Origin of the sequence: Rhizobium altiplani (assembly GCF_001542405.1) — a bacterium.
GTDB classification, from domain to species: domain Bacteria; phylum Pseudomonadota; class Alphaproteobacteria; order Rhizobiales; family Rhizobiaceae; genus Rhizobium; species Rhizobium altiplani.
Genome location: NZ_LNCD01000083.1, coordinates 138,637 through 162,649, shown reverse-complemented (window position 1 = coordinate 162,649; position 24,013 = coordinate 138,637). Strand labels below are relative to the sequence as shown.

At 59.8% G+C, this 24,013-nt stretch carries 21 protein-coding genes; 18 read left to right on the top strand and 3 right to left on the bottom strand.

All coding sequences use genetic code 11. The features are described 5' to 3' along the window. The first annotated feature begins 73 nt into the window (after window positions 1-73). The 11 genes from AS026_RS19635 to AS026_RS19585 all read left to right on the top strand — a co-directional run bounded on the left by AS026_RS19635 (window position 74) and on the right by AS026_RS19585 (window position 12,772). Window positions 74-892, top strand: a complete 819-nt coding sequence (locus AS026_RS19635) for an AraC family transcriptional regulator (protein WP_062371206.1) — start codon at window positions 74-76, stop codon at window positions 890-892. Window positions 893-1,105: 213 nt separating this feature from the next. Next, complete coding sequence (gene glpD, locus AS026_RS19630; RefSeq protein ID WP_062371205.1) at window positions 1,106-2,623, top strand: glycerol-3-phosphate dehydrogenase; 1,518 nt, start codon at window positions 1,106-1,108, stop codon at window positions 2,621-2,623. 41 nt (window positions 2,624-2,664) lie between these two features. Further along, a complete protein-coding gene (locus tag AS026_RS19625) occupies window positions 2,665-3,741 on the top strand; it encodes an ABC transporter ATP-binding protein (protein WP_062371202.1) in 1,077 nt (358 codons plus the stop codon). Between the two features lie 11 nt (window positions 3,742-3,752). Further along, entirely contained in the window at window positions 3,753-4,823 is a 1,071-nt protein-coding gene (locus tag AS026_RS19620; RefSeq protein WP_025660740.1) for an ABC transporter ATP-binding protein, read from the top strand. 2 nt (window positions 4,824-4,825) lie between these two features. Then, entirely contained in the window at window positions 4,826-5,692 is an 867-nt protein-coding gene (locus tag AS026_RS19615) for a carbohydrate ABC transporter permease (protein WP_018117060.1), read from the top strand. A gap of 14 nt (window positions 5,693-5,706) precedes the next feature. Further along, a complete protein-coding gene (locus AS026_RS19610) occupies window positions 5,707-6,534 on the top strand; it encodes a carbohydrate ABC transporter permease (protein ID WP_018117059.1) in 828 nt (275 codons plus the stop codon). A gap of 16 nt (window positions 6,535-6,550) precedes the next feature. Further along, window positions 6,551-6,832 (top strand): DUF2160 domain-containing protein, encoded by a 282-nt coding sequence (locus tag AS026_RS19605; RefSeq protein WP_018117058.1) that lies wholly within the window; start codon window positions 6,551-6,553, stop codon window positions 6,830-6,832. 77 nt (window positions 6,833-6,909) lie between these two features. Then, window positions 6,910-8,634 carry an ABC transporter substrate-binding protein gene (locus AS026_RS19600; RefSeq protein ID WP_041912341.1) on the top strand — a complete coding sequence of 575 codons (1,725 nt, stop codon included), beginning with the start codon at window positions 6,910-6,912 and terminating at the stop codon, window positions 8,632-8,634. A gap of 138 nt (window positions 8,635-8,772) precedes the next feature. Beyond that, window positions 8,773-10,287, top strand: coding sequence for a glycerol kinase GlpK (gene glpK, locus AS026_RS19595; protein ID WP_062371200.1), 1,515 nt, complete (start codon window positions 8,773-8,775; stop codon window positions 10,285-10,287). A gap of 94 nt (window positions 10,288-10,381) precedes the next feature. After that, on the top strand, window positions 10,382-10,960 hold the full coding sequence (locus AS026_RS19590; protein ID WP_025660736.1) for a dual specificity protein phosphatase family protein: 579 nt from the start codon (window positions 10,382-10,384) through the stop codon (window positions 10,958-10,960). A 147-nt stretch (window positions 10,961-11,107) separates the two neighbouring features. Further along, the gene (locus AS026_RS19585) at window positions 11,108-12,772 is read left to right on the top strand and encodes a phosphoethanolamine transferase (protein WP_062371197.1); all 1,665 of its coding nucleotides are present in this window, start codon (window positions 11,108-11,110) and stop codon (window positions 12,770-12,772) included. 79 nt (window positions 12,773-12,851) lie between these two features. Here the strand turns inward: AS026_RS19585 and AS026_RS19580 are convergent, their stop codons facing one another. After that, window positions 12,852-13,211, bottom strand: a complete 360-nt coding sequence (locus tag AS026_RS19580) for a response regulator (protein ID WP_062371195.1) — start codon at window positions 13,209-13,211, stop codon at window positions 12,852-12,854. A 201-nt stretch (window positions 13,212-13,412) separates the two neighbouring features. Beyond that, window positions 13,413-14,198 carry an IclR family transcriptional regulator gene (locus tag AS026_RS19575; RefSeq protein ID WP_062371189.1) on the bottom strand — a complete coding sequence of 262 codons (786 nt, stop codon included), beginning with the start codon at window positions 14,196-14,198 and terminating at the stop codon, window positions 13,413-13,415. Window positions 14,199-14,455: 257 nt separating this feature from the next. On the opposite strand from AS026_RS19575, the gene AS026_RS19570 reads away from it, so the two are divergent. Together AS026_RS19570 and AS026_RS19565 are read left to right on the top strand one after the other, a co-directional pair. After that, a complete protein-coding gene (locus AS026_RS19570) occupies window positions 14,456-15,610 on the top strand; it encodes an amidohydrolase (protein ID WP_025660733.1) in 1,155 nt (384 codons plus the stop codon). Between the two features lie 241 nt (window positions 15,611-15,851). Continuing rightward, window positions 15,852-16,508: a CBS domain-containing protein gene (locus tag AS026_RS19565; protein WP_062371187.1), complete on the top strand. Its 657-nt coding sequence runs from the start codon at window positions 15,852-15,854 to the stop codon at window positions 16,506-16,508. A 10-nt stretch (window positions 16,509-16,518) separates the two neighbouring features. Here the strand turns inward: AS026_RS19565 and AS026_RS19560 are convergent, their stop codons facing one another. After that, window positions 16,519-17,631: an acetate/propionate family kinase gene (locus tag AS026_RS19560; protein WP_062371185.1), complete on the bottom strand. Its 1,113-nt coding sequence runs from the start codon at window positions 17,629-17,631 to the stop codon at window positions 16,519-16,521. Between the two features lie 105 nt (window positions 17,632-17,736). Between AS026_RS19560 and AS026_RS19555 the strand changes: the two genes are divergently transcribed. The 5 genes from AS026_RS19555 (at window position 17,737) to AS026_RS19535 (ending at window position 23,912) form a co-directional block, all read left to right on the top strand. Continuing rightward, window positions 17,737-18,681 (top strand): cysteine hydrolase family protein, encoded by a 945-nt coding sequence (locus AS026_RS19555; protein ID WP_245307555.1) that lies wholly within the window; start codon window positions 17,737-17,739, stop codon window positions 18,679-18,681. Window positions 18,682-18,860: 179 nt separating this feature from the next. After that, window positions 18,861-20,300 carry an MFS transporter gene (locus AS026_RS19550; protein ID WP_025660729.1) on the top strand — a complete coding sequence of 480 codons (1,440 nt, stop codon included), beginning with the start codon at window positions 18,861-18,863 and terminating at the stop codon, window positions 20,298-20,300. Window positions 20,301-20,340: 40 nt separating this feature from the next. Continuing rightward, entirely contained in the window at window positions 20,341-20,898 is a 558-nt protein-coding gene (locus AS026_RS19545) for a DUF924 family protein (protein ID WP_062371182.1), read from the top strand. A 31-nt stretch (window positions 20,899-20,929) separates the two neighbouring features. Then, complete coding sequence (locus AS026_RS19540) at window positions 20,930-23,527, top strand: mechanosensitive ion channel family protein (protein ID WP_425349821.1); 2,598 nt, start codon at window positions 20,930-20,932, stop codon at window positions 23,525-23,527. Between the two features lie 121 nt (window positions 23,528-23,648). Next, window positions 23,649-23,912, top strand: coding sequence for a hypothetical protein (locus tag AS026_RS19535; protein WP_025660726.1), 264 nt, complete (start codon window positions 23,649-23,651; stop codon window positions 23,910-23,912). The last annotated feature ends 101 nt before the right edge of the window (window positions 23,913-24,013 follow it).

Genomic DNA, 24,013 nt, shown 5'->3' with positions numbered 1-24,013 from the left:
GGCTTTGGAATAACCGACTTGTGGTCGTCCCGCTTTCGTGTTTTGGTCTTGCTATTTCGCAAGTGGGCCAAAATTGATGAAATCCAAGCAAAGCCTGGCGACGAGTGAGTTGGCCAAGCTCCATGTGGAGCGTCTTGCTGCCATCGAGGCAGCCTCAGAGCCGGTCTATGCCATCCCCTCGGAATATCCGGCCGGCTACCATGTGGAACCCCATAGTCACAGCCGTGCACAGTTCGTCTATGCTCGGTCCGGCGTGCTTATGGTGTCGTCGATACTGGGGCGCTGGATGGTGCCGCCGCAGCATGCGTTGTGGATACCGGCAGGACTTGTCCACACCGTCGACATGCTCGGCGATGTTGCGATGCTTTCGGCCTATGTCTCGCCCCAGGCCTTGGCCGATCCACCGACGGCCATCCGCGTCGTGGCGCTGACTGATCTTGCCAGAGCGTTGATTACCGAGGCTGTTGCGCCGCCCGAGGCCAAGAGCGGCAGACGGGATCTCATCATGGCGCTGCTGCTCGAGGAGGTCTTGCGGCTTCCCGACCGGCCGTTGGGATTGCCGTTCCCCTCAGATACGCGCCTGGCGACGCTCTGCCGCGGCTTCATGGAAAGTCCGAGTGCAAGGCTGGTCATCGACGATTGGGCGGAGCGGCTTGCCATGAGCCGGCGCGCCTTTACTCGGTTCTTTCGCAAGGAAACGGGTATCAGTCTCTCAACCTGGCGGCAGCAGGCGGCGGTGTTCACCGCCTTGCCCCGCCTCGCAGCCGGGGAGGCGGTTACAGCCGTTGCCCTCGACCTTGGCTACGACAGCGTCGCCGCCTTCACCACGATGTTCAGGCGGACGATGGGAGCCGCTCCCCGCGCGTATTTCAGGGCACCCGAACAATATTGAGCCTCTGCCCAAGCATGGATCCGCCGTCTCGCAGGACCGGGCGATGACGCGCTGCGTCCTCGATTTAACATTTACGTTCACGGCAAATCTGTGAGTTTTAAGAATTCGAAAAACATTCGTTTGACATTCGAATAATCTTCGCTTTAATTGCTCTGACTTTCGCAAATGCGCGAGCATGTTGCGTTGCGGTATATTCTGGCTCGGAGGGGGAACGTGAGCCGTCAGATTCACGATCTTTTCATTATCGGCGGCGGCATCAATGGCTGCGGGATCGCGCGGGATGCGATCGGGCGGGGCTATTCGGTCGCGCTTGCGGAAATGAACGATTTCGCTTCGGGCACGTCTTCCGGCGCGACCAAGCTCATCCATGGCGGCTTGCGCTATCTCGAGCACTACGAGTTTCGTCTGGTGCGCGAATCTCTGATGGAGCGCGAAGTGCTCTGGGCGATGGCGCCGCACATCATCTGGCCGATGCGCTTCGTGCTGCCCTATCACAAGGGTGGCATCCGCCCGGCATGGCTGATCCGTCTCGGGTTGTTTCTCTACGATCACCTCGGCGGACGAAAGTTGTTGCCGCCGACCGCGGTTCTCGACATGCGCCGCGACCCGGCCTCCGAGCCATTGAAGGCACTCTTCACGAAGGCGTTCGAGTATTCGGATGGTTGGGTCGACGATGCGCGTATGGTAGTGCTCAATGCGCGGGACGCGGCCGACCGCGGCGCGCTGATCATGCCGAGAACGAGAGTCGTTTCGGCGCGGCGCGAGAACGGATTGTGGTCGATCGAGACGGACGACACCGTCAGCGGGCAGGGCAACAGTTTTCAGGCGCGGATGCTGGTGAATGCTGCCGGGCCATGGGTCGATCAGGTCATTCGCACGGCCTTCGGGCAGAACGAGGCCCGCCACGTGCGGCTCGTGCAGGGCAGCCACATCGTCGTAAAGAAGAAGTTCGACGATCCGCGGGCCTATTTCTTCCAGAACCCGGACAACCGCATCATCTTCGCGATCCCGTACGAGCAGGACTTCACGTTGATCGGTACCACCGACCGCGACTACTCGGCCGATCCGAAGGATGTGAAAATATCCGAGGAAGAGACGATCTATCTCTGCAACGCGGCGAGCGAGTATTTCAAGGAGCCGGTACGGCCGGAAGACATCGTCTGGACCTATTCGGCTGTGCGGCCTCTATTTGACGACGGCGCTTCCAAGGCGCAGGAGGCGACCCGCGACTACGTGCTGAAGATCGAAGGCGAGGGTGAAAGCGCACCGCTGCTCAATGTCTTCGGCGGCAAGCTCACGACCTATCGGCGCCTATCCGAACACGCACTGGAAAGGATCGCCGAGGCGATCGGCGCCAAAGGCGCGTCCTGGACAGCGAAGAGCCATCTGCCGGGCGGGGATTTCGCCGCGACCGGCTACGAGGCGGAGGTTGCTAAGCTGAAGGGCGGTTATCCGTTCCTGGCGGACCGGCATGCGCGCCAACTGGTGCGCCGCTACGGCACCAAGGCGTCGGTCCTGCTCGGGCGGGCCGCCAGCGCGGAGGACCTGGGACACTGTTTCGGAGGCGATCTCTTCGAGGCAGAGGTTCGCTATCTCATCGATCACGAATGGGCCAGACGCGCAGAGGATGTGCTTTGGCGAAGAACGAAAGTCGGCCTGCGCCTGACCAAGGAACAGGCTGCGCTATTGGAGGAGTACATGGCCGCGCGACCGGCGCAGATGGCTGGTTGAAGCGGTAATGTCCCCGCTGTTGAGGAGGCACGGGAACCGGAATGCTTGAATTGCGGAACGCTGCAAAGATGGTGGGCGGGGAGTATCACATCCACGCAACCAATCTTGCATTTGAAAAAGGCACATTGAATGTGCTGCTGGGGCCGACGCTGTCCGGCAAGACATCGCTGATGCGACTGATGGCCGGGCTCGATCGACCGACGAGCGGTTCCGTCCATTTCGACGGCGTAGACGTGACCGGCATGCCGGTGCAGAAGCGCAACGTCGCGATGGTTTACCAACAGTTCATCAACTATCCGGCGCTGACGGTGTACGAAAACATCGCCTCGCCAATGCGGATTTCAGGCAAGGACACCGCGACGATCGATCGTGAGGTGCGCAAGGCCGCCGAACTCTTGCGCCTTACGCCCTATCTGGATCGCACCCCGCTCAATCTCTCCGGCGGCCAGCAGCAGCGCACGGCGCTTGCGCGTGCCCTTGTGAAGAATGCCAGCCTTGTGCTGATGGACGAGCCGCTCGCGAACCTCGACTACAAGCTGCGCGAGGAACTGCGTGCCGAACTGCCGCGGATCTTTGCGCAGTCCGGCGCCATCTTCGTCTACGCCACAACGGAGCCTTCCGAAGCGCTTCTGCTCGGCGGCAACACGGCCACCCTTTCGGAAGGCCACGTGACGCAGTTCGGGCCGACGATCGCCGTCTACCGAAATCCGCTCGACCTCGTAACTGCAAAGACCTTTGCCGATCCGCCGCTCAATTTCATGGATGTGATAAAGGCCGGCGGTTCGTTCCAGAGGCAAGGAGCTGATATCCTGCCGGTGCCCGCGCATTTGGACGCCATGGCCGATGGTCCGGTCACGATCGCCTTCCATCCGCACCACCTCGCTCTTTCGCCGCAGACTCAGACGGCAGCAAAACTGCAGGCACGCACGCAGGTTTCCGAGATCACAGGCTCCGAAAGCTTTGTGCATATGGATTTCGACGGTGTCCGTTGGGTCATGCTTGCCCACGGCATTCACAACATCGATCCGGATACCGAGGTCGACATCTACCTCGACACCCGTCACGTCATGGCGTTCGGCACCGATGGCCGGGCAATCGCAACTGGCGCAAAGGCGTAAGGGAGAAGGACATGGCACGTATCACGCTCGACCACATCCGCCACGCCTACGGACCGAACCCGAAGTCCGACGCAGACTATGCGCTTCGTGAAGTCGATCACGAATGGCGGGACGGCGGCGCCTACGCGCTTCTCGGACCATCCGGCTGCGGAAAGACGACGCTACTCAACATCATTTCCGGCCTGCTGCAGCCGTCGCACGGCCGTATCCTCTTCGATGGCCAGGATGTGACGAACCTTTCCACGCAGGCGCGAAACATTGCGCAGGTGTTCCAGTTCCCGGTCATCTACGACACCATGACTGTCTACGACAACCTGGCTTTCCCGCTGCGCAATCGCAGGGTCCCCGAGCCGGAAGTCGATCGGCGCGTTCGCGACATTCTCGAGATGATCGATCTCGGCGGTATGGCCAAGCGCAAGGCACAGGGCCTGACGGCCGACCAGAAGCAGAAGATCTCGCTCGGCCGCGGACTAGTGCGCAACGACGTCAACGCGATCCTGTTCGACGAGCCTTTGACCGTGATCGACCCGCACATGAAGTGGGTACTGCGTTCGCAGTTGAAGCGCCTGCACAAGCAGTTCGGCTTCACCATGGTTTATGTGACGCACGACCAGACGGAAGCGCTGACCTTCGCCGACAAGGTTGTCGTCATGTACGAAGGACAAATCGTCCAGATCGGCACGCCGGCAGAGCTTTTCGAGCGGCCGAGCCATACCTTCGTCGGTTACTTCATCGGGTCGCCGGGCATGAACGTCCTGCCGGTGCAACTGCAGGGCAATGCGGTGCGTATCGGCAGCGAGACGCTGTCATTGGACTACGCGCCGCAAGCGGCTGCCGGCGCCAAGACCGAGCTCGGCATACGCCCGGAGTTCGTCAATATCGGTCGCGAAGGAATGCCGGTCACCGTCAACAGGGTCGAGGACATTGGACGGCAGAAGATCGTGCGCGCCACCTTTGCCGGCCAGCCGATCGCCATCGTCGTGACGGAGGACTCCGAAATCCCGGCTGATGCGCGGGTGACCTTCGATCCGGCTGCCATCAATATTTACGCCAATTCCTGGCGCGTCGGCAGGGAGGGCTGAGCATGGAAAAGACCTGGAACAACAAAGCCTGGTTTCTGGTTCTGCCGGTCCTTGTGCTGGTCGCCTTCTCGGCCGTCATTCCGCTGATGACCGTTGTGAACTACTCGGTCCAAGATACGTTCGGGAACAACGAGTTCTTCTGGGCGGGGACTGACTGGTTCGTGCAGACGCTTCATTCCGACCGCTTCTGGGCGGCGTTGCAGCGCAATCTCGTCTTCTCGCTGATCGTTCTGGCGCTGCAGATCCCGCTTGGCATCTTCATTGCCCTCAACATGCCGAAGAAGGGGATCGGCGTACCGATCTGCCTCGTGCTGATGGCGCTGCCGCTGCTCATTCCGTGGAACGTGGTCGGCACCATCTGGCAGGTTTTCGGTCGTGTCGACATCGGCCTGCTCGGTCATACGCTTGAGGCAATGGGGTTTGACTACAACTATGTCCGCGACCCCCTCGATGCGTGGATCACCATCATCCTGATGGACGTCTGGCACTGGACGAGCCTTGTGGTGCTGCTCTGCTATGCCGGCCTCGTTTCGATCCCGGATGCGTATTATCAGGCAGCGAAGATCGACGGCGCGTCGCGCTGGTCCGTCTTCCGCTACATCCAGCTGCCGAAGATGAAGCGCGTGCTGCTCATCGCCGTCCTGCTGCGTTTCATGGACAGCTTCATGATCTACACCGAACCTTTCGTCGTCACCGGCGGCGGTCCCGGCAACTCGACCACCTTCCTGTCGATTGACCTTGTGAAGATGGCCGTTGGCCAGTTTGACCTCGGTCCGGCAGCGGCAATGTCGATCATCTACTTCCTTATCATCCTGCTTCTGTCATGGGTCTTCTACACCGTCATGACCAGCAGCGACGCGAACGCCTGAGAAAGGAGAGGACCATGGCTCAAACAATGAAATACAAGCCTGCGGGCAACTTCTCCTGGGTCGTTTCGACGGTCTACATCATCTTTCTGCTGCTGCCGATCTACTGGCTGATGAACATGAGCTTCAAGGAGAATGCCGAGATCACCGGCGCCTTCTCGCTGTGGCCGCAGAACCCGACGCTCGGGAACTACATGGTGATCTTCACCGATCCCTCCTGGTACAACGGCTACATCAACTCGATCATCTACGTGGTCATGAATACGGTGATCTCGGTGCTGGCGGCGCTGCCTGCGGCCTATGCCTTCTCGCGCTACCGGTTCCTGGGCGACAAGCATCTGTTCTTCTGGCTGCTGACGAACCGCATGGCACCGCCGGCCGTCTTCGCGCTGCCGTTCTTCCAGCTCTATTCGGCTTTCGGGCTGATCGATACGCACATCGCCGTGGCGCTCGCCCACTGCCTGTTCAACGTGCCGCTGGCAGTCTGGATCCTGGAAGGCTTCATGTCCGGCGTGCCGAAGGAGATCGACGAAACGGCCTATATCGACGGCTATTCCTTCCCGCGGTTCTTCGTGAGGATCTTCATGCCGCTGATCGCGTCAGGGATCGGTGTCGCCGCCTTCTTCTGCTTCATGTTCTCGTGGGTGGAACTGCTGCTGGCCCGCACGCTGACGACGACTGCCGCAAAGCCGATTTCGGCGATCATGACGCGCACCGTCTCCGCCGCAGGGATGGATTGGGGTGTGCTGGCGGCTGCCGGTGTGCTGACCATCATCCCCGGCGCGCTCGTCATCTACTTCGTACGCAATTACATCGCCAAGGGCTTCGCGCTCGGCCGCGTCTGACAAGGGAGGACCACTCATGAACTTTTCCTGGATGGCGTGGACGCTGCCGACTGCATTGTTTTTCCTGGCGATTTTCATGCTGCTCGTTGGCATGAGCATCTGGGAGTATTTCGTGCCTGGCGGCTCGCCGCGCGTCGGAATCCTCAGGTTCGAAACCACGCGAGGGGATCGCCTCTTCGTGTCGCTGCTTGGCGCAGCATACATACATCTCGCATGGCTGGGTCTTGTCGGACCCAACCTGTGGTGGGCTCTTGCCCTCTCCGTAGTCTACGCCATCGGCGTCTTCCGCTACGTGTGACGGCAGGGAAATACAGATGGCCGGGGGTACTGGCCGCCTGAACGTGAAGACTGCAATCGCAACCCTGGGAGGATATTATGCGAAGGCATTTACTAGCGACAACAGCAGGCATGTTGCTGACCATGGCGGGCGCCGCCTATGCCGGCATGGATGAAGCGAAAACTTTCCTGGACAAGGAAATCGGCGATCTTTCGACGCTTTCCCGCGCGGACCAGGAAAAGGAAATGCAGTGGTTCATGGATGCGGCGAAGCCTTTCGCCGGCATGGACATCAAGGTCGTTTCCGAAACCCTGACGACGCACGAATATGAATCGAAGGTTCTGGCGCCGGCCTTCACCGCGATCACCGGTATCAAGATCACGCACGATCTCATCGGCGAAGGCGACGTTGTCGAAAAGCTGCAGACGCAGATGCAGTCGGGCGAAAACATCTATGACGCCTATGTCAATGACTCGGACCTCATCGGTACGCATTGGCGCTACCAGCAGGCCCGCTCGCTGACCGACTGGATGGCGAACGAAGGCAAGGATGTCACCAACCCGGGCCTCGATATCAACGACTTCGTCGGCACCAAGTTCACGACTGCACCGGACAAGAAGCTTTACCAGCTTCCCGACCAGCAGTTCGCGAACCTCTACTGGTTCCGCTACGACTGGTTCAACGACGAGAAGAACAAGGCCGACTTCAAGGCGAAGTATGGTTACGATCTCGGCGTTCCGGTCAACTGGTCTGCCTATGAGGACATCGCCGAATTCTTCACCGGCCGTGAGATCAACGGCAAGAAGGTCTTCGGCCACATGGACTACGGCAAGAAGGACCCATCACTCGGATGGCGCTTCACCGATGCCTGGCTATCGATGGCCGGCAACGGCGACAAGGGACTTCCGAACGGCCTTCCGGTCGACGAGTGGGGCATCAAGGTCGACGAGAACTCGCGTCCGGTTGGTTCGTGCGTTGCGCGTGGCGGCGATACGAACGGCCCGGCTGCCGTCTACTCGATCCAGAAGTATCTGGATTGGTTGAAGGCCTATGCACCGCCGGCAGCGCAGGGCATGAACTTCTCCGAATCCGGTCCTGTGCCGGCGCAGGGCGAAGTCGCCCAGCAGATCTTCTGGTACACCGCCTTCACGGCCGATGCCGTCAAGCCCGGTCTGCCAGTCGTCAACGAGGACGGTACGCCGAAGTGGCGCATGGCGCCAAGCCCGCACGGCGTCTACTGGAAGGACGGCATGAAGCTCGGCTACCAGGACGTCGGTTCCTGGACGCTGATGAAGTCGACGCCTGACGATCGCGCCAAGGCCGCTTGGCTCTATGCGCAGTTCGTGACCTCGAAGACGGTCGACGTGAAGAAGAGCCACGTCGGTCTGACCTTCATCCGCGAGTCCACCATTCGCGACAAGAGCTTCACGGAGCGCGCTCCGAAGCTTGGCGGTCTGGTCGAGTTCTACCGCTCGCCCGCCCGCGTCCAGTGGTCGCCGACCGGTACGAACGTTCCTGACTATCCGAAGCTCGCTCAGCTTTGGTGGCAGGCGGTCGGGGATGCGTCGTCCGGTGCGAAGACCGCGCAGGAAGCGATGGACTCGCTTTGCTCCGAACAGGAAAAGGTGATGCAGCGACTGGAACGCGCCGGAGTGCAGGGCGATATCGGTCCGAAGCTCGCCGAAGAGCATGATCTCGAGTTCTGGAACAAGGATGCGGTCGCCAAGGGCAACCTCGCGCCGCAGCTGAAGATCGAGAACGAGAAGGAAAAGCCGGTTACCGTCAACTACGACGAACTGGTCAAGAGCTGGCAGTCGAACTGATCAGCAAGGTTGGCCGGGGTGTGTGCCCCGGCCAACCGCCGACCGCATAACGTCGGCATTACACCCTCCTATGAATGACCTATCGCTTCCGCTGGCGCGTTCGCGCCGGCGAGGTGAGCTATTGCGCCGGAGAAGACAATGAGCGGCCATATTCTCGCGATCGACCAGGGCACGACGTCCTCGCGTGCGATCGTCTTCGACGCCGGGATGAAGATGATCTCGTCAGCACAGGAGGAGATCAAACAATCCTATCCGCAGCCAGGCTGGGTCGAGCATGATCCGAATGAGATCTGGACGAGCGTGGTTAGCACGGCGCGGCAAGCGCTGGCGAATGCCAACATTCCACTCACCGATATCGCCGCGATTGGCATCACCAACCAGCGCGAGACAACGGTCGTCTGGGAACGCAAGTCGGGCAGGGCGCTTAACAAGGCGATCGTCTGGCAGGACAGGCGGACGGCTGAAGTCTGCGATAGTCTCAAGGCGGATGGATATGAGAAACTGTTCAGCGCGAAGACGGGTCTGCTGCTCGATCCTTATTTCTCCGGGACCAAGCTGCGCTGGCTGCTCGACAACGTCGACGGATTGCGGGAGCGCGCCGAGGCAGGCGAGGTCTGTTTCGGCACGGTCGACAGCTGGCTGATCTTCAATCTGACTGGCGGACGCGTTCATGCGACTGATGCCACCAACGCGTCGCGAACGCTGCTTTTCAACATTACCGAGGGCAGGTGGGACGAGGAGCTTCTCGGCCTGCTCAGGATCCCGGCATCCATGCTTCCGGAGGTCAAGGACTGCGCGGACGATTTCGGCGTCACTGATCCGGATATCTTCGGTGCGCCGATACCGATCCTCGGTGTTGCGGGCGACCAACAGGCAGCAACTATCGGTAGTGCCTGCTTCGAAGCGGGCATGATGAAATCGACCTATGGGACGGGCTGCTTTGCCTTGCTGAATACGGGGCGGGATTGCGTAACATCCAGCAACCGGATGATCACGACGATCGCCTATCGGCTCGGCGGCGAAACCACCTATGCGCTGGAAGGGTCGATCTTCATCGCCGGTGCGGCGGTGCAATGGCTACGCGACGGCCTCGGCTTGATTTCAAACGCATCGGAGAGCGGCACGCTGGCGATGAGGGCCGATCCCAATCAGCAGGTCTATGTGGTGCCGGCCTTTACCGGCCTCGGTGCTCCCTATTGGGACCCGGAGGCGAGGGGTGCGATCTTCGGTTTGACCAGGAACAGCGGGCCGGCGGAATTGGCGCGCGCCGTGCTCGAGTCTGTCGCCTACCAGACGCTCGATCTCCTCATCGCGATGCGGAAGGATTGGGGCGGCCATCACATTGAGACGGTCCTGCGCGTCGATGGCGGCATGGCAAATTCCGACTGGACGATGCAGCGTCTTGCCGACGTTGTCGGAAACCCGGTGGATCGGTCGGCTGTCGTCGAGACGACGGCGCTCGGCGCGGCCTGGCTCGCCGGTTCGCGAGCAGGGGTTTGGCCCGACAAGGAGAATTTCGGAAAAGCATGGGCGTGCAGCCGGCGGTTCCAACCCTCCATGGAGGAGGCAGAGCGACAAAGGAAGATCGCTGGCTGGCGCAATGCGGTCTCACGCACCTTGACGGGCGCGCAATTCAGCAATCAGTTGGCCTGACCGTCGTCACGCCACCATCAGGACGCCGTTTTCAGGTGGTTGTCAGGCCAAACCGGCAATGCTAGCTCGCTGCAAAAGTTGCGACGAGGTTGGCATGAAACGCCTGTGGAATTTTCGGTGGTGGAAGGCATCCCTCATCGGCACCGTTACGATTGGCGCGATGTTCGGGGGCTATATTGTTTATCTCCAAGCGAGCGGGAATTTTCACGCCGTCATCGCGGATCAACTCTACCGTTCGGCGCAACCCTCGCCTGAGCAGCTGGCATCTTACGTGCGTAGTCATGGCATCGAGACGGTCATAAACCTGCGCGGGATGCACGTTGGCAAGAAATGGTATGCCGACGAGATTGCAACTGCACGCGGTCTCGGCGTTCAGCATATCGACTTCGAAATGTCGCCGTCCAAGGTCTTGTCGCCCGAGCGCGCCGAGCAGCTGCTGGCGATCATGAGAGCGGCACCAAAGCCCATCCTTCTCCACTGCCAATCTGGCGCCGATAGGACAGGGCTCGTGTCGGTCCTCTACAGCCAACAAGTGGCCGGTATCAATGAGGACGTCGCCGAGCGTCAGCTCTCGGTCTACTACGGCCATATTGCCATTCCTTACCTGTCGGGAACCTACGCGATGGACAAGAGCTGGAAGGGCCTCGAAAGGTATTTTGGCATCCAGGGGTAGCCGAACGGCCGAAGCGCTTCCCAAGGTTATTCAGGTGACTGTCAGAAAACCCGGTCATGGCTGGCGAATATTCTTCGACGGCCATCAACTACAGATGATTCGATCCTGGTTCCGTCGACGCCAAAATCTGGACGCGGAGACGACCAATTGGAAGATAATGCCACCAAGGTCCGCCTGATCGAGCGGCGGCCCGCAATCGGTAGCGTGACGCTTTGCCTTGCTACGACTCTCTACCTGCTTCTTGTGACAAACAGATCGTTCTGGAGCACGGCCTATAGCTATTTTGCGGCCGATCATCTCTCGTTCGTGCTCTTTGTCGTCGGCATTTCGGCTGTGAGCATGGCAATCATCACGGCCTTCTCCGCCAAATATGTCACCAAGCCTTTTTTGATCTTCTTCGTTCTCGCGGCAGCCGCCGGCTCCTGGTTTACCGATCAGTTCGGCGTGGTCGTGGACAAGGAAATGATCCGCAACGCGGCGGTGTCGACGGGCGCGGAGGCAGGGCATCTGATAACGACGCGTTTTGCCCTTTATTTGATGCTCACTGGTATACTTCCGTCACTCGTCATCCTCTGGGTACGCATCCGGCATCGCCCGGTGCTGTCCAAACTTGCTCATAATACCGGCGTGATCGTGGCTTGCCTGGCTGTCTTCGTCTTGGTCGGATTCGGCGACTACCGTGCCTTTGCGGGCGTCGGGCGCGCCCACAGAGACATCCTCGACCGGCTGAACCCATTCGTACCGATCACCAGCACCATTCGCTTTGCGGTTTCGTCCGAGCAGGATGCGCATGTCGTCGCCGAGCCGCTCGGTACGGATGCGCATCGGGTGAACACTGCCGGCCTTAACAAGCCGCGCGTAACGATCATCGTTGCGGGCGAGACAGCGCGTGCCGATGACTTCTCGCTTGGCGGTTATGCGCGGAAAACCAATCCGGAGCTCGAAAAGCGGAACGTTGTCTATTTTCCGAAAACGACCAGCTGCGGCACAGCGACGGCAATTTCTATCCCGTGCATGTTTTCGGTCTATCCGCGAACAGCCTATACGCATCGGAAGGGCCTTGCGACCGAGAACCTCCTCGATGTGCTGAGCCATGCCAAGGTGGACGTATCCTGGCTGGATAATGACACCGGCAGCTATCATGTCACCGACCGGGTCCCGTTCACGTTCTTGCCGGAGTCGGCCGATCCACGTTTTTGCAAGGATGGTGAGTGCCTCGACGCTATCCTTCTCGACAAGGTCGACGATTGGCTCGACCACGTAAAGGGTGACAGCGTGCTGGTCTTGCACCAGCTCGGAAGCCATGGGCCAGCCTACTTCGCTCGTTATCCCGATGAATACCGACGTTTCGTTCCTGATTGCCGGGCGAATGATTTCGGCAGCTGCACGGCCGAAGAGATTACCAACGCCTATGACAATACGATCCTCTACACGGACCACATTGTCTCGACGGTCATCGATAAGCTCAAGCAGCATTCCGACAAGGTTGCCGGTGCAGCGATCTACGTGTCGGATCACGGTGAATCGCTTGGCGAAAACGGAATCTACCTGCATGGCGCGCCCTATATCGTAGCGCCGTCGCAGCAGACGCACGTGCCGTTCCTGGCGTGGGTCAGTGACGATCTCGCGAAGGGGGCCGGCTTCGATATGAGTTGCATGGCTAAGCAGGCAGACAGGGACCGTTCGCACGACAACTTCTTCCACAGTGTGCTCGGGCTCATGGACGTGGCGACCAAGGCCTACGATCCGAATCTGGATGTTTTCGCCGGATGCCGCCGACAGGCGGATAAACTCGCAAGCCTTCAGCGATGAGACAGCGAGGCTGCTGCAACGCAACAGCCGGATTAGGCTCTATCGTTGTATCGATTGCCTCGGGATGCCAATCCAGGTCTCAGTGCTTGTGGTTTGCCGCTTTCATCAGCTCTGAAAGCTCGGAGAGCCCGAAGGGCTTCACCAGGAAATCGTCCGCGCCGCTTCGCAGGCCCTCGATCTGATCCGAAGTCTGGTCGTGCGCCGTCAGAATGATGACGGGGACGGAGTTCGCTTGTCGTCTAAGCGCCTTCAATAGGGTTAAGCCATTACCATCGGGCAAGCGCAGGTCGAGCAGGATGACGCCGTATTTGCCGGTTTCGGCCGCTTGGGTTGCTTCCGCGAGATTGAGGCACCAATCGACCGAATGACCGTCGGCCGCGATGTGATCGCGCACGGCGTCTCCCAAAAGGACGTTGTCCTCGACCAGCAATACGTTCACACGCTATCTCCCTTGAATGCCTGCCTTCCGGCGGCATCCTCCATGGCCATGACGGCGTCTATCCGTCGCCAGGATTTCTAATGAGATCGCTAGCTGACAATGACCTTAAGGCTTTGCGGGGATCGGCATTAAACGCGGTTGTGATCCCGGCTTCCTCGGCACTGGCCCGCAGGTGAGAATATGTGTCGGCGTGCTGCCAGGTCATGTCGGCATTCCGACGTCAGAACCGGCGAGCAGCGAAAGCTCGTTGGCGGTCTTCATCACCATGATGATCGTCTGGCTGATATCGGGCGCTGCCGAGGCATTGACCAGCGCGATATAGGGGCAGGTGAGGGCCGCAATGCAGCGTCCGTCCGGCCCAAGGATAGGAGCGGAAAGGTTATTGACGCCTGCCGTCTGGGCGCTCGCCATCATTTCGTAACCGCGTTCGCGGATCTGGGCGAGGCGCTCGTAAAATTCCGGTCCGAGATTCACTTCCGCGCGGCTGCGCACGTGTTCCGCGATCATCATCTGCCGCTCTTCATCGCTTCGGAACGCAAGAAGCACGTGGCCGGAGCCGGTGTCGAAGAGACTGATGTGCGACCCGATGCGGATCGAGAGACCCCAGTAATCCGGCGCCTCGTGCTGCGCGATCACCACCGCCGAACCGCGGTCAAAGACGACCAGGTGGTTCGCCTGTTTGGTCTTCTGCGCTAGTTCACGCATCAATGGCATGGCGAAAGACGCCAGCCGGCGTGTTGGCGCGTGCAACTGGGCCAGCCCGAATAGCTTGAGTGTCAGTGTAAACCGGTCACCCTCCAGCTTCGTCACGTAGCCGCGGCGGACGAGGCGATCGAGCATGCGATAGAATTCGTTGGGGCTACGATCGAGACGCTTGGCGATCTCCGCCTGGGTCAGCCCTTCCTCGACGCTGGCCAAAAGCTCGAGGATATCGAGCCCCTTGTCCAGCGCCGGAGCGCGGTACCGATCAGCGTCATCTGCTTCCATCAATTTCTCCTGTGAATGCCACCTTACATATACAAATGCGTAGCTGCCGAAAAGCGCAGCGTGCGGCTCGGTTCGGTCGGTAGCGTCGGCTGTATATGAAAAGGAACCTCATATATGGGTAGGTGCTGCCGGCGCGAACTGCCGATCCGCAGCGCGTGGCGGACCTTAGTAGTGAACTTCTTCATCGACTATGGAAAACAGGCAGGTTAGGCTTGCGCTCTTGGGGTGAGGCTGTTCGTGTTCCGAGGATTCTGGTGATGTTTTTGACTGATGGAGAACTAAGCGAAATCAAAGCGTTTCGACGGGAACTTCATCGCAATCCGGAAGTCTCGGGTGAGGAGGCGGAAACCGCATCCCGCGTTACAGAGGAACTCGGCCGGACGAGGCCAGATCGCATCGTTGCCGGCATCGGCGGCCATGGCCTCGCGGCCGTCTATGAAGGAGTGGCATCAGGTCCGACGATCATGATCCGTGCGGAACTGGATGGCCTGCCGATCGAGGAAATCTCCGATGTCGCGCACCGTTCGACGGTGCCGGGCAAGGGCCACCTTTGCGGCCATGACGGTCACATGGCGATCCTGATGGCACTCGCGAAGGGTCTTGGGCACGAGCGGCCTGCGAAGGGGCGGGTTATCCTGATGTTCCAGCCGGCCGAGGAGAACGGTGCAGGGGCAGCGGCCGTGCTTGCCGATCCGAAGTTTGCGACGCTGACGCAGGATCTATCGCTCTCGCTTCATAACTTCCCGGGTATCCGGCTCGGACACGTCCTTCTCAAGGAGGGGCCGGTCAATTGCGCATCGCGCGGAATGAAGATCATTCTAAAGGGTAAGACATCGCACGCCTCTTATCCGGAGCAGGGCATTGCGCCGACTTTCGTGCTGGCGCGGTTGCTCGGTGATCTGACGGCGTTGGGCAACAATGGGCCGCTTGGGCCGGACTACTCGCTGGTTACGGTCACACATGCGCGGCTCGGGGAGCCGGCGTTTGGGATCAGTCCCGGCGAAGCGCAGATCTGGGCGACCCTGCGGACGCTGACCGATGAAGCGATGGCCGCGTTGGTTTCCCGCGCCGAGGAACTGGTGCAGACCCAGGCGAAGGCCGGGCAATTGCAAGTGGAGATTAGCTACGAGGACGTGTTCCGCCAGTGCTACAATTCCGCCGAAGCGGTCAAGGAGCTGCGGCGTGCCCTGGATGACGAGGGCGTCAGCCATGACGATGCCAGTAGCCTGCTGCCAATGAAAGCTTCTGAAGACTTCGGTCTGTTCCGGACTGTGGCGCCCGCAGCGATGTTCTTTCTCGGGGCGGGTGAAGATCATCCGCGACTGCACAACCCCGACTACGATTTTCCCGATGAGCTGATCGCGACCGGATCGCGGGTCTTCATGCGCGCCATCAGGAACATTCTCGGCTGAGCTACCCTCTGGCGGCCCCTGTAGTAGGTGCCGGACATTCCCGCCGGTGATTGGCCGATGGCGAGGACCCTGCTTCCGTTCCGTCGGCGCGGTGCCTTCGCATATCCGGTCAAATTAGATCGCAATCCCTGATCGACTTGGGAGTGGATTTGCGCAATATTTTCAGCATCGGATGCATGCGCGGTTCGCGCAGCGTCACGTCGGAACCATTTGACTTCCTCAAGAGTGCAATGGGATTAGCATGTTTGCTCAAGACATCATGAACACCGACATCACAACGATCAGCGCCGATAGCAGCATCCATCAGGCAATAGACCTGATGGTTGCCAAGAATATCAGCGGCCTGCCTGTTATCGACAACGATGGCAATGTTTGTGGCCTGCTGACAGAAGGAGACCTCCTCCGGCGCATCGAGTTCGGTGGCGGCAGATCGGCCGGCAAGCCGGATGAGACGTCACTCGTCGACCTCGACGACTATATCCGAAGCCGCAGCTGGCGGGTATCGGATGTCATGTCCGCAAGCGTGATCAGCGTGACGCCGGATACGCCGGTTGCGGCGATCGCCGAGGCGATGTTCCAGCACAAGATCAAGCGGGTGCCCGTCGTCAGCGACAAGCGCCTTCTCGGTATCGTCAGCCGTATCGATCTCCTCAAAGCAATCGTTGCGGCGCCGGCCGAGAGAACGGCAAGTGGTGACGATGCTCTCGCCCGCGCCATCCGCGCGCGACTGCAGGGTGACCTTGGTCTCGACACCGATGCGATCAAGGTATCGGTTCAGGATTCCAGAGCGGTGCTTGAAGGGACCGTATCGAGCGAACTGGAGCGGCGCGCCATCCGTGTCCTGGTAGAGAACGTCAAAGGCGTCCGCGGCTTCATCGACAAGCTCGGTGTTGCCTGATCGGAGATCCTCAGGCTACCGTACGGAGAAGCTTTTTCGCTTGTGTTGCCATCAGTCGTTCTTCGTTGGTCGGGATCACTAGCGTTTTGAAATCACCCAGGAAGCGCAGCCTTCGCAGGATTGCCTCGCGGACAGGGGCGGCGTGCTCGCCAATCCCGCCCGTAAAGACAAGCGCATCGATGCCGCCTAGGGAGACGGCCATCATCGCGATATGCTGAGCCGTTTTGCGGGCAAAATACTCGAGCGCAAAGGCGGCTTTGGGATCGTCGCTTTGAAGCAATGCCTCGACGTCGTTGCTGATGCCGGACAAGCCTTTCAGGCCCGAACACTCATAGAGGATATCCTGGACCGCTTCGACGCCAAGCTCCAGGTCGTGGATCATGTAGAGAATGGCGCCCGGATCGATTGAGCCGCTGCGGGTTCCCATAGGAATGCCGTCGAGCGCGGTCATGCTCATCGTCGTATCGACGCTGACGCCGTTCTTCAACGCACAGAGGCTGGCGCCATTGCCGAGGTGGCCAACAACGACACGGCCGGCACGGAGGTCCGGATAGTCCTTGGACAGCACCTGAGAAATCCAATCATAGGAAAGCCCATGGAAGCCATAGCGGCGCATGCCTTTGTCGCGCATCTCCTGCGGTAGTGCGAAGCTGCTGGTCAACTCGTCGTGGCCTGCGTGAAAGGCTGTGTCGAAGCAGGCAATATCGGGCGCTCCGCTCGCGATTCTCGCCGAAGCGGTGATACCGGCGAGATTGTGGGGTTGGTGAAGCGGCGCTAACGGGATCAGCGCCTCGAGGCGGCGCATCACATCCGGCGTGACAATGACGGGCTCTCGGAAGGTCTGTCCACCATGGACGACGCGATGGGCAACGGCTGTTGTGCGCCAGCCGTGATCATGCCCGCCTATGAGCTCGGTCACCGCGCGGAGTGCTAGATTGTGATCAGTGCTCGCGGGCAGGGTACTTCGCGTCTCCTCACCATTGGGAAGCTTCGCACGCATCTCAGGCGTGTCACCAATACCGGTGACCTTGCCGCTCATCAGCACGTTTAGGTCCCGTTCCGCGAAGATCTGAAACTTCAGGCTCGATGAACCGGTGTTGAGAACAAGCAGCGTGTCGATCATCGAATTGTGCTCCGAGGCCGATCAAGAGAGTACAAAAGCGGGACGGTGTGTCAGGGCGTCGCAATTGCCCTGCGCCGGCACTGAGTACCCCTCTGCTGCGGCAGGGTGGCCGCAGAAGATGCAAGTGTCAAATTGTTTCTGTTTCAGGATTCGCGTATAACGAGTTCTTTGTCAGGTGGCGTTGCGGTGGATCAAAGCCTGCCTTTATGCGGTTATGGTCGCCGGCTCTATTCCCGAGGGTTTGGACTTGCCGTAGTCGATGCAGGCAGACTCCAGCGTGTTATTGTTGTGGGCCGCTCGAGCACCACGCTACTCGATTTGGGAGGGATGGGAATGGAAATGCAGCTATCCATTCCTGCTCGCCCTGAAGCGGTCAGCTTCGATCCTAGCCGGACTGCCGTCATGGTCATCGATATGCAGAACGACTTCGGCTGCCGTGGTGGAATGTTTGATCGCGCCGGCCTTGACGTCGTGCCCATCGCGCATCTCGTTCAGCCGATTTCGCGGTTGCTCGAAGCGGCGCGGCGTAACGCATTGCTCATCGTCTACACCAGGCAAGAGCATAATGCGGACCTTTCCGATGCCGGTAACGAAGATGCTCCGCATCGCATCAAGCACAAGCGCCTGAATATCGGGGCAGCCGTGGTAGCCCCAAACGGCATCCAAAGCCAAATCCTGGTGCGCGATACCTGGAACACTGCAATTATCCCGGAACTCGAGCCCCAGCCAGGCGACGCCGTGATCTCCAAGCATCGCTACAGTGCATTTTTCGAAACGTCGCTCGATACCCTCCTTCGCGCCAGGAGGATCAACACGCTCATCTTCACCGGTGCCACGACCAGCATCTGCGTTGAGTCCACAGTCCGTGACGCGACTTTTCGCGACTATCGTTGCATCGTGCTTAGGGACTGTACGGCAGAACTAATCGCGGCTGACACAATGCGCAGCAACCATGAAGCGTCGCTGCTCGCAATCGAGCTGCTCTTCGGTTGGACAGCGGAGTCCGAGGCGGTGATTGACGCCTTATCCAGAAGTGCAAAAGCCGGGTAGGGGGCAAGCCGCAACCGCCGCTGATCGGTGCCCCTACTCACAAAATCCTCTGAGATCTCAGGACTTTTCTCTTTTCGGGTTGCGCCGATCGGCCTATCAAGCGGTAGTGCTGTTCGGCACGCCTCGGATCCCGCTTCTGTGTCCATTCCGGATGCATCCAATTCCACATCGGCAGATCAATGACAGCTATGCAGACGACTGAGAAAGACGATGTGGAGAGCATCCGCAGGGCAAAGATCGTCGCGCTGGTCGTTGCCGTTTCGTTTTTCATGCAGATTCTCGACGGCACCATCGTCACCACTTCATTGCCGCAGATGGCGGCGAGTTTTGGCGTTCAACCGATATCCATGAGCATCGGCATCACGGTCTATATGCTGACGATGGCGGCCTTCATTCCGCTTTCGGGATGGCTTGGGGATCGATACGGCGCACGGCGCGTCTTCATGGCCTCGATCGCCGTCTTTACGATCGCCTCGCTCTTCTGTGGGCTCTCCGATGGGCTTGCGGAGTTTGTCATCGCCCGCGCGGTGCAGGGCGCGAGCAGTGCGCTGATGACGCCGGTCGGCCGGATCATTGTCCTCAAGAATGCCCGCAAATCGGAGCTCGTCCAGGCGATCGCGCTGATAACCTGGCCGGCGCTGACGGCTCCCGTTGTCGGTCCGCTGCTCGGAAGCTTCATCACCACCTACGCAAGTTGGCATTGGAACTTCCTCATCAATGTGCCGATCGGGGTGCTCGGCATGGCGCTGGTTCTTCGTTTCGTGCCGGAACAGCGCGAGGAAGATGCCGGGCGGCTGGATTTACTTGGCTTCGTTCTCAGCGGCGGCGGATTGACCTTCCTGCTGGCAGCACTTGAGTTCTCGGTGAAATGGCATGGCGGGCTGGTACCAATTTTGCTTATGCTGGTGGCAGGGCTCGTGCTCTCGGTCATGGCGACCCGGCATTTCCGGCGAGTCAGCAATCCATTGCTCGATCTGTCTGCCTTCAAAGTGCAAACCTTTGCGATCGCGACCCTTTCAGGCGGGACGGCGAGCCGTCTCGCGATCAACGCGACGCCCTTCCTCTTGCCGCTCCTCTTCCAACTCGGATTCGGATTGAGCTCGATCGAAGCGGGTGCCTATCTGCTGGTCTACTTTCTCGGAAACCTCGGCATGAAGGTCGTCACGACACCGCTGCTCGCCAGGTTTGGATTTCGCGTGGTGCTCTTCTTCAACGGGTTGATTGCTGCATCGGCGATTGCCGCCTGCGGCTTTCTCGTACCCGAGACGCCGCGTATTGTTATCTACGTGCTGTTGATGACCGCGGGTCTCTCGCGCTCAATGGAATTCACGGCACTGAATACACTGGCCTTTGCCGATATCAGTTCTGCACAACGCAGTTCGGCTTCCACTCTGTCGAGCATGCTGCAGCAGATTTCGATGTTGCTCGGCGTGGCGATCGCGGCGGCGGTGCTCAACATCTCCGTCGCCTTGCGCGGTGTCGAGGGGCCGGGGCTCGTCGATTTCCGATGGGCGTTTCTTGTCGTCGGCGCAATCGGCATCATATCGTCAGTGAGCTTCCTGCGGCTGGTGCCGGATGCAGGCGCCGAGGTTTCGGGTCACAAGATCGGCACGAAATAGTTGGCCGCCGTGCAGTCGGGCGGCTCTTGCGGGAGGAAATATGGAACTCGGATATGTCTGCACGCCAGAGGAGGTCTTCGACTTCTGGTTCGAGGAGTGCGGCCGCGATCAATGGTTCAAAGCGACGACGGCGCTTGATCGGGATATTCGCAAGCGCTTCCGCGACACGCATCTTGCGCTCTCGCGCGACGTGTCGGAGGAGTGGCGTGCGACGCCCCACAGCAGGCTTGCCGCGGTAATCGTGCTGGACCAGTTTTCTCGCAACATCTACCGCGCGACACCGCTCGCTTTTGCTACCGATGGGCTTGCTTTGCACGAAGCAAAGCTTGCCGTGGAAGCTGGCGCCGACCAGCAGGTCAGCCCGGAATGCCGGACGTTTTTTTACATGCCCTTCGAGCACTGCGAAGATCTGGCCGAGCAGGATCGTGCCGTGGCACTATTCAGGGCGCTTGGCGATGAGGAATATATCGACTATGCGCTTCGCCACCATAAGGTGATTGCCGCCTACGGTCGATTTCCGCATCGAAACGCCATCGTCGGACGACAATCGACCGCGGCAGAACTAGAATATCTGGCACAGCCGGGCGCAGGCTTCTGAGCGCGTCGCCTTTCTGTTGCCTTTCTTTCTTATGAAAAACTGGACTCCAATTTTGATCCAGAACCTTCCGAGCGGGGATATTTTGCGGCCGACCCAACTCTTGCTTCGCATTTTCCTAGTCGCTGCGCTGGCGACCGCTGGCGCGAGCCTTGCAAGCGCGCAGGCGCCTCAACCGCAGGTCGAGAAACAGCCCCAGGCGACCGAGCAGGCTTCAGTTGCTGACGGTCCGATCGAGCAGGCCGCTAAGGCGCTGGAGAAGGCGAAGCAGGACCTCGTCGCGCTCGAGGACGGCGTAAGGCAGAAAGGCGACGATGACGACGCGCTGGTGGCTCTCGCCGGAAAGACCGACGAACTTGGGCGCTCGGTTCTCAACATATCCGTCGGCCTCCGGCCGCGGCTCGACCAGATCAAGAACCGCCTTGGCGAGCTAGGCGATCCACCAAAGGAAGGGCAGCCGGCCGAAGCGGAGATCGTTACGACCGAACGCAACGCCCTGACGGCCGAGCGCGCCCAGATTAACGCCGTTACCGGTGATGCCGAGACCCTGTCTGCTTCCATCAGTAAGCTTGGTAACGTTATCGCTGAAACACGCCGACAGCTTTTCGCCGCGACCTTGCTGCGACGCACCGATGTCTCGGTTTCCGTTATTGACGATGCGGCGCGCGCCTTCGTCCAGGAGGGGTCGGAGTTTGTCCAAGCCCTTGGAAGCTGGCTGGGATTTGTACTGAAGTTCAAGGCTTTCGCGTTCTTCGCTGCCATCTTCATGTCGCTTGTGACGGCGTTGGTGCTGTTGTCCGGCGGTTACCGCATCTTCGGTCGCTACCTGCAGCGTAAGGAAACGGACGAGCAGCCCTCCTATATCAATCGTCTCTCGATTGCTTTCTGGTCGACGCTGATCCGGACGTTCGCGCTTACTACGCTCCTGGTGACCTCCTATTTCTTCCTCAACAGTTTCAACGTTCTGAGACCGGATATCGCGCCGATCATCGGGGCGCTCTTCGGTGCGATCGGGTTGATCTATTTCGTCAGGCGTTTCACCAATGCGGTGTTCGCACCGAAGGAGCCGCAATGGCGTCTCGTCAAGCTTTCCAACCGCGGTGCGAGCTCCATCGGAGCCTGCTTGCTCGCGATGGCCATCGTCAATGCGCTTGATTACCTCTTCGGCAGCATCAGCGAGGCGATGGGGTCCCCACTCGTCCTGACCGTGGTCAAAAGTTTGATTGCGGCATTGATCATCGGCTTCATCCTGATCGCTGCCTCGTTTGGCAGGCCGATGCTGGCGCGAAATGGCGATCCTGACGCGCCGGGACGCCATTGGCCGCGGGGCATGGCGATCATTCTGCGCGTCCTGGGTGCGGGGCTGATCATAACCGCGCTGACTGGTTATGTCGGGCTTGCGCGCTTTGTTGCGACCCAGTTGATCATCACCGGCGCGATCATCGTCACGACCTATATCGGTCTCCTGTCGGGCAAAGCGATTTCACGCAGCGAGACTTTTGGCGAGACATCGCTTGGTCGTTTCCTCCAAAAGCGTTTCAAACTCGGCCCTGTTGCCATCGACCAAGCGGGCCTGTTGGTTGGCATGTGCATCTCGGCCGTCGCGCTGATAGTTGGGATTCCGCTGGTGCTGCTCCTGTGGGGCTTCCACATCCAGGATCTTGAACTTATCGCCTATCGCCTTCTCACGGAGGTCAGGCTGGGTGGGATCAGCATTTCGCTGGTCGGGATAATGACTGGTGTCCTTCTCTTTGCAGGCGGCTACCTGCTGACGCGCTGGATCCAGCGCTGGCTCGACAGCAACGTCATGGCGCGGAGCCACGTCGACCTCGGCGTTCGAAATTCGGTCAAGACAGGAATCGGCTACCTTGGCGTTGGGCTTGCGGCGATTGTCGGCGTTTCCGCTGCGGGCATCGACCTCTCAAACCTCGCGCTCGTTGCCTCGGCGCTTTCGGTCGGCATCGGTTTCGGCCTCCAGAACATCGTGTCGAACTTCGTTTCCGGTCTGATTTTGCTCGTAGAACGGCCGTTCAAGGTCGGCGACCACGTGGTTTCCGGTACCGCTGAGGGCATCGTGAAGCGCATCTCCGTGCGCGCAACCGAGATCGAGACATTCCGCAAGCAGTCGATCATCGTGCCGAATTCCGAGCTGATCAACGCATCGGTCGGTAACTGGACCCATCGCAACAAGATGGGGCGCTCCGAAATTCCGGTTTCGGTGAGCTACGATTCCGATCCGCAGAAGGTGATGGACATCCTGCTGGAGCTGGTGAATGCCGTGCCTGTCGTCCTGCGCAATCCTGAGCCGCATGTCGAGTTCCTTCGCTTCGGGCCGTATTCGCTGGATTTCGAGCTTCGCTTCATGCTTGCTGACATGGGGGACGGCCTGAAGGTCCGGAACGATCTCCGGATCGCGATCCTTAAGAGATTCAGGGAGGAGGGCGTCCAAATCCCGCTTCCGCAAAGCGATGTCGTATTCCATCGCCAGCCGGACCAAGTCGGAGGGGCAACTCCCGCAAGCAAGGCGCCGGCGAAGATCGAAGATGTCTCCGAGACGAGCGAAATGGACGACGAGGCCGGCACTGTGCGCCGGTTGCGCGGTAAGTCGGCTGATGGCAATCTCAAGGGGTAAAGGCGTTGTTCAGCGATCGTTCATAGCGGTCGCCGTATAACGCCTGCAATCGGGTTTTCGCTGCTGGGGGCAGCAGCGCCGAGACGCTCCGAGGGAGGGCGCAACATCCGCGCCGCACTGCATGGCAAGATTTGCCGTCGTACTGCTTTTTTCGCTCATGGCCGTAGGCCAAACTCACGCAGCTTCCATCACCAATACCGATAGCGCCGCTGTTGTGATCGTCCTTTCCGAGGGCGGTCACAAGATGCAGCTCGTGCTCGATGCTGGTGCATCCGAGACGTTCTGCCAGTCGGGCTGCTTCATCACAGCGCCTGACGGTGATCGCATCGGGCTCGATGGCGGCGAAACGATCGACATCATCAAGGGATCGGCCGTCGTAAAGTGAACGACGGCGCGCTCTGATCACAATTTTTGTCCACGGATTTTCGACCAAAGGCCTTTTGCGGCTTGCCTATTTGCATGCAGTCGCGGCAAGCTTTTCGCATG